At 59.7% G+C, this 13,604-nt stretch carries 14 protein-coding genes; 8 read left to right on the top strand and 6 right to left on the bottom strand.

What is annotated here, in order from left to right; all coding sequences use genetic code 11:
* The first annotated feature begins 11 nt into the window (after positions 1 to 11).
* The gene (locus tag E5221_RS12635) at positions 12 to 1,016 is read left to right on the top strand and encodes an ArsJ-associated glyceraldehyde-3-phosphate dehydrogenase (protein ID WP_182328735.1); all 1,005 of its coding nucleotides are present in this window, start codon (positions 12 to 14) and stop codon (positions 1,014 to 1,016) included.
* A gap of 9 nt (positions 1,017 to 1,025) precedes the next feature.
* Positions 1,026 to 2,249, top strand: coding sequence for an organoarsenical effux MFS transporter ArsJ (gene arsJ / locus E5221_RS12630; protein WP_247847578.1), 1,224 nt, complete (start codon positions 1,026 to 1,028; stop codon positions 2,247 to 2,249).
* 123 nt (positions 2,250 to 2,372) lie between these two features.
* Here arsJ and E5221_RS12625 read toward each other — a convergent pair whose 3' ends face one another.
* Positions 2,373 to 3,374 carry a zinc-dependent alcohol dehydrogenase family protein gene (locus tag E5221_RS12625; RefSeq protein WP_247847577.1) on the bottom strand — a complete coding sequence of 334 codons (1,002 nt, stop codon included), beginning with the start codon at positions 3,372 to 3,374 and terminating at the stop codon, positions 2,373 to 2,375.
* Between the two features lie 106 nt (positions 3,375 to 3,480).
* Here E5221_RS12625 and E5221_RS12620 point away from each other — a divergent pair, with 106 nt between their 5' ends.
* On the top strand, positions 3,481 to 4,380 hold the full coding sequence (locus tag E5221_RS12620; RefSeq protein ID WP_189121788.1) for a LysR family transcriptional regulator: 900 nt from the start codon (positions 3,481 to 3,483) through the stop codon (positions 4,378 to 4,380).
* A gap of 99 nt (positions 4,381 to 4,479) precedes the next feature.
* Here the strand turns inward: E5221_RS12620 and E5221_RS12615 are convergent, their stop codons facing one another.
* Complete coding sequence (locus E5221_RS12615) at positions 4,480 to 5,331, bottom strand: LysR family transcriptional regulator (RefSeq protein WP_232880847.1); 852 nt, start codon at positions 5,329 to 5,331, stop codon at positions 4,480 to 4,482.
* A gap of 110 nt (positions 5,332 to 5,441) precedes the next feature.
* Here E5221_RS12615 and E5221_RS12610 point away from each other — a divergent pair, with 110 nt between their 5' ends.
* Positions 5,442 to 5,822, top strand: a complete 381-nt coding sequence (locus tag E5221_RS12610) for a cupin domain-containing protein (RefSeq protein WP_232880846.1) — start codon at positions 5,442 to 5,444, stop codon at positions 5,820 to 5,822.
* A gap of 92 nt (positions 5,823 to 5,914) precedes the next feature.
* On the opposite strand, the gene E5221_RS12605 is transcribed toward E5221_RS12610, so the two are convergent.
* Both E5221_RS12605 and E5221_RS12600 read right to left on the bottom strand, forming a co-directional pair.
* The gene (locus tag E5221_RS12605; RefSeq protein WP_013972218.1) at positions 5,915 to 7,126 is read right to left on the bottom strand and encodes a M24 family metallopeptidase; all 1,212 of its coding nucleotides are present in this window, start codon (positions 7,124 to 7,126) and stop codon (positions 5,915 to 5,917) included.
* Positions 7,127 to 7,325: 199 nt separating this feature from the next.
* Positions 7,326 to 7,889: a hypothetical protein gene (locus tag E5221_RS12600; protein WP_232880845.1), complete on the bottom strand. Its 564-nt coding sequence runs from the start codon at positions 7,887 to 7,889 to the stop codon at positions 7,326 to 7,328.
* Between the two features lie 331 nt (positions 7,890 to 8,220).
* Between E5221_RS12600 and E5221_RS12595 the strand changes: the two genes are divergently transcribed.
* From E5221_RS12595 to E5221_RS12585, 3 genes are all read left to right on the top strand, one after another.
* Complete coding sequence (locus tag E5221_RS12595) at positions 8,221 to 8,994, top strand: creatininase (RefSeq protein ID WP_013972216.1); 774 nt, start codon at positions 8,221 to 8,223, stop codon at positions 8,992 to 8,994.
* 83 nt (positions 8,995 to 9,077) lie between these two features.
* Positions 9,078 to 10,463 (top strand): GABA permease, encoded by a 1,386-nt coding sequence (gabP, locus tag E5221_RS12590; protein ID WP_039612831.1) that lies wholly within the window; start codon positions 9,078 to 9,080, stop codon positions 10,461 to 10,463.
* A gap of 223 nt (positions 10,464 to 10,686) precedes the next feature.
* Positions 10,687 to 11,703: a GlxA family transcriptional regulator gene (locus tag E5221_RS12585; RefSeq protein ID WP_023660545.1), complete on the top strand. Its 1,017-nt coding sequence runs from the start codon at positions 10,687 to 10,689 to the stop codon at positions 11,701 to 11,703.
* A gap of 120 nt (positions 11,704 to 11,823) precedes the next feature.
* Here E5221_RS12585 and grxC read toward each other — a convergent pair whose 3' ends face one another.
* Positions 11,824 to 12,078 carry a glutaredoxin 3 gene (grxC, locus tag E5221_RS12580; protein ID WP_085719759.1) on the bottom strand — a complete coding sequence of 85 codons (255 nt, stop codon included), beginning with the start codon at positions 12,076 to 12,078 and terminating at the stop codon, positions 11,824 to 11,826.
* Positions 12,079 to 12,091: 13 nt separating this feature from the next.
* The gene (locus tag E5221_RS12575; RefSeq protein ID WP_003256746.1) at positions 12,092 to 12,610 is read right to left on the bottom strand and encodes a peroxidase-related enzyme; all 519 of its coding nucleotides are present in this window, start codon (positions 12,608 to 12,610) and stop codon (positions 12,092 to 12,094) included.
* 130 nt (positions 12,611 to 12,740) lie between these two features.
* On the opposite strand from E5221_RS12575, the gene E5221_RS12570 reads away from it, so the two are divergent.
* Positions 12,741 to 13,571 carry an AraC family transcriptional regulator gene (locus E5221_RS12570; RefSeq protein WP_085719756.1) on the top strand — a complete coding sequence of 277 codons (831 nt, stop codon included), beginning with the start codon at positions 12,741 to 12,743 and terminating at the stop codon, positions 13,569 to 13,571.
* Positions 13,572 to 13,604: the final 33 nt, after the last annotated feature.

The raw sequence follows: 13,604 nt of genomic DNA, 5'->3' as shown, positions 1-13,604 counted from the left end.
AGAACAAGACCATGGCAATCAAAGTAGGCATCAATGGGTTTGGCCGTATCGGTCGCCTGGCGCTGCGCGCGTCCTGGGGCTGGCCGGAATTCGAATTCGTCCAGATCAATGACCCGGCCGGCGACGCCGAGACCCACGCCCACCTGATCAATTTCGATTCGGTCCACGGGCGCTGGGATCGTGAAGCCGGGGCAGATGGCGACTCGGTGGTGATCGAGGGCAAGCGCATCAAGGTCACTGCGAACAAGGCGATCGCCGACACCGACTGGTCAGGCTGTGACCTGGTCATCGAAGCCAGCGGCAAGATGAAGTCGGTGGCCGTGCTCCAGGCCTACCTGGACCAGGGCGTCAAACGCGTGGTGGTCTGCGCGCCAGTGAAGGAGAAAGGCGCGCTGAACGTGGTGATGGGCGTCAACCAGCACCTGTTCGACCCGGCGCAGCACCGTATCGTCACCGCCGCTTCCTGCACCACCAACTGCCTGGCCCCGGTGGTCAAGGTGATTCACGAAAACCTGGGCATCCGCCACGGCTCGATCACCACCATCCACGACCTGACCAATACCCAGAGCATCCTCGATACACCGCACAAGGACCTGCGTCGCGCCCGCGCCTCGGGCATGAGCCTGATCCCGACCACCACGGGCTCGGCTACCGCAATCGCCGAGATCTTTCCTGAACTGCGCGGCAAGCTGAATGGGCACGCCGTACGTGTACCGCTGGCCAACGCCTCGCTGACCGACTGCGTGTTCGAAGTGGCACGCGAGACCACGGCCGAAGAGGTAAATGCGTTGTTGAAGGCGGCTGCCGAAGGCCCGTTGAAGGGTATCCTGGGCTACGAACAGCGACCGCTGGTGTCCATCGACTACCGCACCGACCCGCGGTCCTCCATCATCGATGCGCTATCGACCCTGGTGGTCAATGGTACCCAGGTGAAGATCTACGCCTGGTATGACAACGAGTGGGGCTACGCCAACCGCGCAGCGGAACTGGCCCGAATGGTCGGCACGGCGGAGTAACCGGCAATCATGAAGGCGTTGTCAGCCCTGCCTGCACACGTGCGTCAGTACCTGCTGGTTACCGGCAACTACTGGGCCTTCACCCTCACCGACGGTGCGTTGCGCATGTTGGTGGTACTGCATTTCCATACGCTGGGCTACACGCCGCTGCAGATCGCGGCGCTGTTCCTGTTCTATGAAGTGTTCGGCGTGATCACCAACCTGGTGGGCGGCTACCTCGGCGCCCGCCTGGGGCTCAACCGCACCATGAACATCGGCCTGGGCATGCAGGTGCTGGCCTTGCTGATGCTCACGGTGCCAGCAGCCTGGCTGACAGTGCCGTGGGTGATGACGGCCCAGGCGTTGTCCGGCATCGCCAAGGACCTGAACAAGATGAGTGCCAAGAGCTCCATCAAGCTGCTGGTGCCAGGCAGCCAGCAAGGCACCCTGTACAAGTGGGTGGCCATCCTGACGGGCTCGAAAAACGCGCTCAAGGGCGTGGGTTTCTTCCTTGGTGGCGCCCTGCTCGCCCTGCTCGGCTTCACCCTGGCGGTGCTGGCCATGGCGACGGTACTGGCATTGATCTGGGTCGGCAGCCTGATCCTGCTGAAGAAGGACCTGGGCAAGGCCAAGGCCAAGCCGAAGTTCCGCGACATGCTGTCCAAGAGCCGGGCCATCAACATTCTTTCGGCCGCACGGCTGTTTCTCTTTGGCGCCCGTGACGTCTGGTTCGTCGTGGCATTGCCGGTGTACCTGACCACGGCTTTTGGCTGGGACTTCTGGCTGGTCGGCGGCTTCCTGGCTGCATGGATAATCGGCTACGGCATCGTCCAGTCGCTTGCCCCCCACATCACTGGCAAGAAACGCGGCCAGGTGCCCGACGGTCGCGCGGCTTTCATCTGGGCGATCGCCCTTGCCTGGCTGCCGGCGCTCATCGCCGTGGGCCTGTCGGCAGGCTGGTCAGCCCAGGTGATGGTGCTTGGCGGGCTGATGCTGTTCGGCGTGCTGTTCGCCGTGAATTCGTCACTGCATAGCTACCTGATCGTCAGCTATGCCAAGGAAGACGGGGTATCGCTGGATGTGGGCTTCTACTACATGTCCAACGCGCTAGGGCGGCTGGTCGGTACGCTGCTTTCCGGCTGGGTATTCCAGGCTTACGGGTTGGAGGCCTGTCTGTGGATCTCCACAGTATTTGTTCTGCTGGCAGCACTGATATCGAGTGCATTGCCAAGGCATGCCAGCGATTGCAATTGACCCACTCAGCGTGTGCCATAGAATCGCGTCCCCCGAAACCTGCTCTCCAGCACGACAAAGTCAGGGGGCCGCTCGATAAAGCGGCCCCATCGGCGGATACCTTGGCGTTCAACGTTCTCGGTTCTATTCGCTCAACAACTGGATGATTGTCTTGCCCTTGGCGCGGCCTTCTGCGACCTGGCGGAAGGCGTCGTTTACCTCGTCCAGTGCGAACCGTTGCCGATCCACCCGGATCGTCAGTTGCCCCGCATCTGCCAGCTTGGCCGCCTCGCGCAGGATTGCGCCATGGTGTTCGCGGCCCTGGCCCGTGAGCAACGGGGCCAGGGTGAACACCCCCGAATAAGTGGCGCTTCTGAACGAGAGCGGCGCAAGACTGTGCTCGCCCCAACCAAGGCAGCTCACCACGTGACCGGTATAGGGCTTCACCGCCTTGAATGACGCATCCAGCGTGCTACCGCCCACAGTGTCATAAACAATGTCGAAACCTGCCCCTGCGGTATGTTGCTCGACGTAGGACTCTACGCTCTGCGCCTGGTAGTCGATCGCCGTAGCGCCCAGTGAACGTATGAAATCGAGGCTGCCGGCCGAACCGGTGGCACAGACTTTGGCCCCGCGAGCTTTCGCCAGCTGGATGGCCATCTGGCCTACCCCACCTGCACCACCGTGAACAAGCACGGTGTGGCCAGCCCGGACATTGGCTCGATCAACCAGACCTTCCCAGGCGGTGATGAACACCAAAGGCAAGGCTGCTGCCTCGTGCATGCCCAGAGTGTGCGGTTTTGCTGCGATCAGCCGGGCATCCACGGCGATGTATTCGGCCATGGTGCCCTGGGCCCCGCCGATTCCGCCGGCCATGCCGAAAACCTCCTGGCCGAGCGTGAAGCCCTCTACCGCCTCGCCCAGTTCGACGACCGTACCGGCCAGATCCAGACCAAGCACCGCTGGCAGCGCCTGACGGGCATGCGCCCCTGCACCAGAGGCAATCTTGGTATCGAGCGGGTTTACTCCAGCGGCGTGAACGCTGACAAGGACCTGGCCTCTAGCGGGAACCGGGCGAGGAATGCGGCGAACGACCAGTGGGGCTTGGGCGGACTCGGCGATGGCGGCAAGCATGGTCTGACTCATGACGGATACCTCTGTTCAGTGGATGCATACAGGTTGCGCCCCCTCACCCATTCCGATAAGAAGCTGAATTTGCATATTACTCATTCCCAGTAGAGGCCAGGTGGCAATGGATCTGTTCGACAGCATGCGCATCTTCGTACGCGTCGTGGAGCGTGGGTCTTTCTCGGCAGTAGCCCGGGAGCTGAACATGGGGCAGCCGGCAATCAGCAAGCAGGTCCGTGCGCTGGAGCAATACCTGGGCGGGCCAGTATTCGCCCGCAGCACCCGCCACCTGGCGCTGACCGACCAAGGGCAACGTTTCTACCGCCACTGCCAGGAAATTCTCGGTCAACTGGAAAGTGCCACACGCAGCTTTGCCAGTGGCCAGGAGCAGATAGCGGGCCCCCTGCGCGTCGCCGCACCGGTCAGCTACGGACGCTTGTGCATAGCGCCTCTGATCGGGACTTTTCTGCAGCGCTATCCCGATGTGCGGATTGACCTTCGGCTGAACGATCACAACGAAGACCTGCTCATGGAGGACATAGATGTGGCGATCCGGATAGGCGTAGTGAAAAACGAGGGCCTGGTGGCGGTACCGCTCGGCAACACCCTGCGGCAGGTATACGCCTCGCCTGCCTATCTGGAACGCCACGGCCTGCCACTGGAGCCTGGCGAACTGGCAAACCACAACTGCATCGGCTTCACGTTGCTGGAGCAATACGATCGCTGGCGCTTCACACGGGGGTCGGACGCGTTCGATATCGCCATCACAGGCAACGTCACCAGCAACAGCAGCGAGGCCATTCGGGAAATGGTGCTGTGCGGTTTGGGCATCTCCCTCTCCCCACAATGGCTTTTCAAAGCAGACGTTGAACGCGGCAGCGTGCTAAGCGTGCTTGACGATTACAAAGCCACGGCACTGCCCGTCAGCGCGGTGTTCAGCCGCGAGCGGCGACATTCGGCACGGGCGATGGCCTTCATCGACTTTCTGCGCGAGCACCTGCACGGTCTTGCGCAAGAGCCGTAGGCCTGCGTCAGTCGGGTACACAGGCGTGGAGCAACGTCAACAAACAATCTGGCACTGCTCATTTGGACCGGCTTCGCAGTGATGAGGAACGCAGCCGTCTCAGCGCTTGAAATGTTCCCGGATAATGTCCGCGAGGCCAGAAACGGAACGACTGGCATCCTCGACCGTCTGCAACCGCACGGCGAACGCGGGCAGTGTCGGTAACCCACATTCAGGTGCAGCCAGGCTGATATCTTCAGGAACGAGACTTTGCAGCCATGGCGTAACCGCCAGCCCGTTGCGAACCATGGTCAACGTGGTATCGACCGACGCATTTTCAAATACCGCCTTTGCCACGATACCTGCTTTGCCAAGACACCGGAAAACGGTGTCGCGAAAGGCGCAATTCGCCGTCAGGAAGCACAGAGCCAATGGGCGCCGTGCCGATGCGGTCTCGCTGCCCAGCCACACCAGCTGATCAACAGCCAGGCGTTCGCCCAACTCGACATCAACCGGGCCTTGGCTGAGCACCAGATCGAGTTCGCCCGTGGCGAACACCTGGTCGAGGTCCACGGACGAAGCACTGAAGATCTTTACCTCGGCCTTGGGGAAGGCATCACCGAACGCCTTCAGCACGGGAGCAAGCGGCGCGCCGGCCATATCGAACGGGAGCCCGAGTCGCACCGGGGCGTCTGGTTCCCTGGCCCCGACACTGGCGCAAAATGCATCATGCATCCGCAGCAGGCGACGAGCGTCGGGCAACAACGACCTCCCCTGCCAGGTCAGGCTACTGCCTTGAGTGTCACGCATCAGCAATGGGCAGCCGAGAAATGCCTCCAGTCGCTTGATTCGTTGGCTGACAGCCCCTTGTGTCAGGTGCAGCCCTACCGATGCAACACTCATGCTTCCGGTATCCGCCACTTCGACAAAGGCCCTGAGCAGCGCCAGATCAAGGGTGTGGTTCTTGTTCATGCCAGGCCATTAGCAGTGTTAATACCGGTATTGTAATTCGTCGCTACGCAAAAGCCACGCGCCGCTCTAGATTGCAAGCCTCAGACTGAGTTGCAGAAGGAAGTACGCGCATGATCAACACGGTGGACAGCATCAACCTGCAACATGAACTGGATACGCTGACCGGATACTGGAAGCCCAAGGTCATCGGCCGCGTCAACAACCAATTCATCAAGATTGCGAAATTGAAAGGCGCGTTCGTCTGGCATGCCCATGAACATGAAGACGAAATGTTTACGGTGGTCTCTGGCACGCTTCACATCGAGCTCGAAAGCCGCACCATTGTCCTGAACGCAGGAGAATTCTGCGTGATTCCAAAGCAAATGCGACACCGGCCGATTGCCGAGGAAGAATGTGCGGTCATGCTGATCGAAACGGATACCACCCTCCACACCGGCGCAGAGACTTCATCACTCACGGTTTCGATAGAGGAGCAGTTATATCCGGCGTAATTCAGTCAACCGCGGTTCACGCCTTCAGGCGCACCGCGCAAATCGCCGGTGCAGGGAGAAAGCCGCACAGGGTGACTGTGCGGCGGGTTCAGTTACTTTTTGATGATGTTGTGTTCCGGGCCGTACGGGAACTTGGTGATGTTTTCACTGCCGTGCTCATTGACGATCAGGATGTCGTGTTCACGGTAACCGCCAGCTCCCGGCAGGCCTTCGGGCAGCATGATCATCGGCTCGATCGACACCACCATACCCGGCTCGAGTACGGTGTCGATGTCCTCACGCAACTCCAGGCCTGCCTCGCGACCATAGTAATGGCTCAGCGTACCGAACGAGTGGCCGTAACCGAACGTACGGTATTGCAGCAGATCGTGCTCCAGGAAGATCTCGTTCAGCTGCAGCGCGATGTCGCTGCAACGCATGCCGGGCTTGACCAGTTCAAGGCCAGCCTCATGCACCTTGACGTTGACCTCCCACAGGCGCAGGTGCTCATCGGAACAGTGGTCCAGGAAAAGCGTACGCTCCAGTGCGGTGTAATAACCCGCGATCATCGGGAAGCAGTTGAGGCTGAGGATGTCGCCCTTGTTGACCTTGCGCGAGGTCACCGGGTTGTGGGCGCCGTCGGTATTGATGCCCGACTGGAACCAGGTCCAGGTATCCATCAGCTCGGAGTCCGGGTAGGTGCGGGCGATCTCCCGCACCATCGCCTGGGTAGCGTGCAATGCCACTTCGTACTCAGGTACCTGGTCACGCAGGGCCTCCACCACTGCAGCGCCACCGATGTCGGCTACCCGGGCGCCCTGGCGGATGATCGCGTGTTCTTCAGCCGACTTGATCATGCGCATGCGCATGCACGGCGCGGCGATGTCCACCAGCTCGGCCTGCGGGTAACGGCTGGCCAGTTTGTCCCGGTTCATCAGGTTCAGGTGGTCGAACTCGATGCCGATGCGCCCGGCCTTGGGCAGTGCCTGCTGAATCGCGACAAAATAGTTATCACGCTGCCAGTCGGTGTAGATGATGTTGTCGGTACCGACCGTACGGCGCCATGGCTGGCCACCATCGATGTTGGCACTGATCGACACGACGGCTTCCTGAGTGACAACCAGTGCATAGGGGCGGCCAAACGAGCAGTACAGGAAGTCGCTGTAGTAGTTGATATTGTGGTAGGAGGTAAAGACCGCAGCATCGATATTGTTTTGTGCCAGGTAAGTGCGCAACTTGGACTGACGGTTGGCATATTCCTGTTGCGAGAACGTCGGTTTGACTTTTTCGCCGTTCTTGATCTGAATGGTTTTTGGCATTTGCATGTTTTTTATTCCTTGTAGTTAACAGCGGAGAAACTTGTTTATCGGTGCCACTGGTGACCATTCGACCAGATAAGCCGAATGTTTTTTTGCGCGAACCCGACCCGTAAATGACCAGATCCGTCGCCATGTAAACGAGGCCAAACACCGCAAAGGCGACGCAGAATCCGAGGCGCCAGCGCAATCAACCGATAGTGAGGATTCAGTGGGGTCGGTGCGCGAACAAGCGCTCGAGAAGCTGCCGCGAGACGCCGATCAGCGTTGCCAGTTCGCTGACTCCAAGCAGGTGGGATGTAGACGGCGGGAACAAAGCCAGGGTCTTCTTGACCTGTTCCGAAACACTGGCCGGTGCATGCACACATTTGACCTGGCCGACAGGCAGGTCTGCGTGATCGTCAACGGTGGGCAACCACCACGTCATCTGTTTTGCCGCACAGCGCACCTTCGGCCCCGATACACGGTGGCGCAGGTGCGGGGTGCCTGTGCGTGAACGCATTTCATCACCCGGGCAGACAATGAGTATATCCAGCGGTTTTGCCTGGCTCAGTTCCACGGTGGCCGTGGAAATGCCGTTGCTGGCCTTCAACGGCCGGCCGCCAAGGCTGATGATCTGCCACTGGCACACTTCGCACTGGGCAACTTCATTGGCGATGCGCAACGGCTCCAATGCGGCGGCCAACGCATAGAAATCAAACCCTTCACTCAACAGGAAACCAATGCGCACTGTGCTTGCCAATGGCTGGCCCACTTCGGTCAATTGCTGCATGTACTACCTCCAACTTTACCCACGCAGCGTCTACTGCGAACAGTAATATTGTCCCGGTAGTTGCTTGGCCAGATATGTCAGATTTCGACCCCTAATTGCCAGGCAGAATGGGCAAGCAAATCAGTTCGTCCGACATGAACGTTTTCGCCGCCCCTGAACTCGTGCATCAACGCCTGCCGTGACCTAAGGGATAGAGCCACGGCAGCTTTTGTCAATTCCAGGTCGGAAACTGACAATTCCAGCCGATGGCGATCTGATCAAATTGGGACATCTGCTACTGCTGCAAACCGGACGAGCTTTTGCAATTACAAGAACATAGAGAGACCACCCGATGAACGATAGCGTTGTAATTGGCGAACTCACCTGGCCCGAGTATGCCCGACGTGTTGCATCCGGCAGCCCGATATTCTTGCCTGTAGGCGCCCTGGAGCAACACGGCCACCACATGTGCATGGAAGTAGATGTACTGCTACCGACCGCGCTGTGCAAGGCCGTAGCGCGCAATGTCGACGGCCTGGTGCTCCCCGCATTGGCCTACGGCTACAAGTCGCAGCAAAAATCGGGCGGCGGAAACCACTTTCCCGGCACCACCAGCCTGGATGGCGCAACACTGACACATACCATCCAGGACATCATCAGGGAGCTGGCCCGGCACGGCGCGCGTCAGTTGGTGATGATGAACGGGCACTACGAGAACTCCATGTTCATCGTGGAAGGCATCGACCTGGCGCTGCGCGAACTTCGTTATGCCGGCATCACCGATTTCAAGGTCGTGGTCCTGTCCTACTGGGACTTCGTCAATGCGCCTGAGGTCATCCAGGAACTCTACCCTGACGGATTCCTCGGCTGGGACATTGAACACGGTGGCGTCTTCGAGACTTCGTTGATGCTGGCCCTGCACCCCGAGAAAGTCGACCTGACCCGAGCCGTCGATCATCCGCCAGCCACCTTCCCCCCCTACGATGTGTTCCCGATCATTGCCGAGCGCACGCCGGCGTGTGGAACCTTGTCATCGCCAAAAGGCGCCAGCCGCGAGAAAGGCGAACTGATTCTGCGTGTCTGCACCGAAGGCATCAGCAACGCTGTCCGCGAGGCATTCAGTTAAGCGCCACAACACCGCATTGATCTACCAGAGCACGATTCGCATTAGCTGTTAACCCGCCATCTATAACAACAAGGGTAATGATAATGTCCAGCCATTCAACTCTGGCCCCCGGCCTCAAGCAGCGCCACGTCACCATGCTCTCGATAGCCGGCGCTATCGGTGCCGGCCTTTTCATCGGATCGGGGCATGCAATTGCAGCGGCCGGCCCAGCGGCCATCCTGGCCTACATCATGTCCGGCACACTGGTCGTGCTGGTCATGCGCATGCTCGGTGAAATGGCAGTTGCTTCCCCTGATACCGGTTCGTTTTCCACCTATGCCGAACGCGCAATGGGTCGTTCGGCCGGTTTTACCATTGGATGGTTGTACTGGTGGTTCTGGGTGCTGGTCATTCCCATCGAGGCAATTGCCGCAGCGGCAATCCTGCATGCCTGGTTCCCCGCGATCGAAACCTGGGAATTCGCACTGGCCGTTACTGCCCTGCTGACCTTGACCAACTTGTTCAGCGTTGCGCGCTACGGGGAGTTCGAGTTCTGGTTCGCCATGCTCAAGGTCATCGCCGTACTGGCCTTCATCGCCCTGGGTGCGCTGGCCCTGACCGGCGTGGTGCCAAACCTCAGCGTCAGTGGCGTGGCCAAGCTGAGCAACGACTTCGGCGGTTTCATGCCCAACGGCATGGCAGCGGTGATTGGCGCCATGCTGACCACGGTGTTCAGTTTCATGGGCACCGAAATCGTCACCATCGCCGCCGCAGAATCCAAGAACCCCTCCAGACAGATCACCCGCGCTACCAACTCGGTCGTGTGGCGCATGGGCATCTTCTACATCGTCTCGGTGTTCCTGATCGTCTCGATCGTGCCCTGGAACGACCCCATGCTGGTGCAGGTCGGCTCCTATCAGAGGGCCCTTGAGCTGATGAACATCCCTCACGCCAAGATGATCGTGGATGTCGTTGTGTTGATTGCCGTGGCCAGCTGCCTCAACTCGGCAATCTACACCGCATCGCGCATGGTCTACTCGCTGAGCAGACGTGGCGACGGCCCTGCCGTTCTCCAGCGCACCTCATCGGCCGGTGTGCCATTCGTCGCGGTCATGGCCAGCACCGCTGTAGGCTTCCTTACCACCGCGTTGAACTACTTTGCGCCGGACGAGGTGTTCTCCTTCCTGCTGGCGAGTTCCGGTGCCGTGGCACTGCTGGTCTACCTGGCCATCGCGGTATCGCAACTGATCCTGCGCAAGCAGATGGCTCGTCGAGGTGAGGTCATGGCCTTCAAGATGTGGTTGTTCCCCTGGCTGAGCTACTTGGTCGTCGCCTCCATCATCGGGATTCTGGCAATGATGCTGATCATGCCCGGCCACCGCATGGAAGTAATGACAACCGGCGCGCTGGCAATTGCCATCGTGTGCATGAGTTCGATCTTCTCGCCCAGGAAGCGCCCACTGCCCCGTGTCGCAACCAAATCGGCCTGAGGCTGGCTCAGCCGCTTCGCCCTGCGAAGGCTATGCGTTCGCAGGGTGTCGCCTTTTTGCGTCAAACCGAAAACAGGGGGCGAATATCGGCCAGTGCGCACCCTGTAGCCTGATTGCTGCGTGTAGTATGCCGCCGCAGGCTTGGAGCCCTTTTACACAAAAAAATGCCTGTATCGGGAGACAGGCGCTGAACACGTCATCTTGCATTGTAGGAGTCGTATTGATGGCTACGCCGAGATCCTCCCCGCTGGCCACGGGTTACCCTGTCGATGCCCCCACACCCAAGATCGTCGGGTTTCTGGTGATCCCCAATTTCACCACCATCGGGTTCGCCTCTGCGGTGGAGACCTTGCGCATGGCTAACCTGGCTGCGCGCAGGGCCATGTTCCAGACACTGATCATCGCCGCCGACATGGAGCCGGTGAGCGCCAGCAACGGCATGCGCATCCTGCCTGAATACACCATCAAGGATGCGCCCAAGCTGGACATGCTGTTTGTGGTAGGGCCAAACCCCATCGTCTCCGACCACAATACCCGCGCCATCGTGAACTGGCTGCGCAAGCTCGCCCATGACCAAGTGGCATTGGGTGGCATTTGCACGGGTAGCCATTTGTTGGCGCGTGCCAATCTGCTCACGGGTTACCGTTGCACCATCCACTGGGAAGATATCGAAGCGCTGAAAGAGCGCTTTCCCGGGATCATCATTTCCAGCCAGTTGTTTGAACTTGACCGTGACCGGTACACCAGCTCGGGTGGGGTGGCATCAATGGACATGTGCCTGCAACTGATCGCACGCGAACCCGGCGGGCGAGAGATTGCCGAACATGCGGCCGAATTGCTGTTGTGCGACCGCGTTCGCAGTTCGCAAGAGCGCCAGCGCGTGCCCCTGCGACAGCGGCTAGGGACGTCCCAACCCAAGCTCAGCCAGGTAGTCAGCATCATGGAGGCCAATCTCGAAGACCCTGTGACCCTGGAGGAACTGGCGCAATTGAACGACATCTCAGTTCGGCAGTTGGAGCGCCTGTTCCACAAGCACCTGCAAAGTACCCCTAGCCAGTACTACCTTGAATTACGCCTGTCGCGCGCCCGACAACTGTTACTGCACAGCGAATCGCAAGTACGGGATATCGCCCTTGCCTGTGGTTTCGTTTCGCCGGCGCATTTCTCCAAATGCTACAGCCGTTTCTTCGGCGTCTCTCCCATGGGTGAACGCAAGCAGGTTGCCGCGGCTCAGTGCTGATCATCGACGAGTGCAACGAAGCGTCGGTGAAACAGGGATCGCAAGTGACCGCTTTGAACCGTTAGCTGCCCTTGCCAAGGGCGGCTAACGGCCAAAGGCAAATATCGCTGAATCAGCCCTTCAGGCACTGAGCAGTGCTTCGAGCTCGCCCTTTTGATCGAGGCGTTTCAGATCATCAAAACCGCCCACATGGACACTCCCCACAAAGACCTGCGGCACGGTCCTGCGCCTGGATCGCAGCAGCATCTCGGCCAGATGGTTCGGCGAAGCCTCGATATCGATTTCCACGGCACTGACCCCCTTGTGCGCCAGCAGTCGCTTGGCGCTCACGCAGTAAGGGCAGTGTTGGGTGGTATAGATTGTCACTTGGCTCATGTCGGTTGCCCTCCTAGTGTGCCGACGGCGGGAAGTCGATATCGGTGGTGGCGATGTTGTTCAGGTAGTTGGTCAGGGTCAACAGCGTGACCTGTGCCACCACCTCCACGATCTTGCCATCGCTGAGACCAGCCTCGCGTGCTGCGGCGACCTGATCGTCATTCAATTGGCCGCGGCTTTCGGTGATCTGATGCGCCAGCGCGGCGACCGCGCTGAGCGTGCCACTACGCGCCTGGCTAATGGCCTCATCGCTCAAGCCGGCTTTGGCACCAAAAAAGCTGTGTGCGGCCAGGCAATAGTCGCAACCATTGATTTCCGAGGTGGCAAGCGCAACCACTTCACGCTCCGCGGCGCTCAGTGAGCTCTTGCCCAGAGCCTGGGCGAGGCCCAGGTATCCATTGAGAGCGGCTGGGGAGTGAGCCAGGGTCTTGAAGGCGTTGGGTATGAAACCAAGGCCTTTCTGAATGCCTTCAAGGGCAGTGCGCGAGCCAGCAGGGGCCTGGTCCAGCGAGAGAGCAGCGATACGAGTCATGGTAGTTTCTCCAGTAGGGTGATTAACCAGCTTGTCGATCAAGCCTGGAGTCAATACTAGGGAAGACGACTATCCTTTCGGCTTCAGATCGTCGAATCTATGCAACCGATCGTCCAAACCTGAGCGCCCAATGGACCGACTATCGACACTGCTCAAGCACTTCAACCTGCATGCGTCCACCTTCCACCACGGTGGTTTTTGTGGAACGACCCGCTTTCATGGGCAGCAAAGTTCCGGCCACGCGCACCTGCTTCGTTCGGGTCGCCTGACCTTCAGTGACAAACGTGGTCAGCTCATGGAGCTGGCGGAGCCAAGCCTGATACTTGCGGTACGTCCGCAGGAGCATCAGTTGCTGGCGATCGAAGCAGACGAAGCGGAGTTGGTGTGCGCCACCTTGCAGTTCGATGGTGGCGCCAACAATCCGCTGACCCAGGCCTTGCCGGACTTCATCATCAAGCCGTTGGGCGAATTGCAGGGCCTCGATGGCACCCTCGAATGGCTGTTCGAAGAAGCCTTCGGCGACGAGTGTGGACGGGATGTCATTCTCAATCGGCTGTTCGAGTTGATGGTGATTCAGCTACTTCGCCATCTGATCGCCAGCCGCAGCATTGCTTCGGGGATGATGGCCGGGCTGGCCAATGCACAGCTGTCCCGTGCGCTCGTGGGTATCCATAACGAGCCACAGCACAATTGGACCGTGGCAGAGTTGGCTGACCGCTCAGGCATGTCGCGCGCGAGCTTTGCTGCGCACTTTCGCGAGACCGTGGGTATCACTCCTGCCGATTACCTGGCGAACTGGCGAATCAGCCTTGCCCAGAAACGGCTGCGCGAAGGCCGCCCCATCGCCCTGATTGCCGATGAGGTCGGCTACGAAAGCCCGTCTGCGTTGGCCCGCACCTTTCGCCGCAAGGTGGGTGCAAGCCCGAGGGAGTGGCTACAGCAGAGCACGCATGATGCCTAGCCGAGAGACAGCTGCGGCCAGCCCGGCGATGGG

Origin of the sequence: Pseudomonas sp. A2 (assembly GCF_023100865.1) — a bacterium.
GTDB lineage: Bacteria > Pseudomonadota > Gammaproteobacteria > Pseudomonadales > Pseudomonadaceae > Aquipseudomonas > Aquipseudomonas asiatica.
The sequence above is the reverse complement of the archived record's forward strand: the minus strand, read 5'-3'. Positions and strand labels throughout refer to the sequence as shown.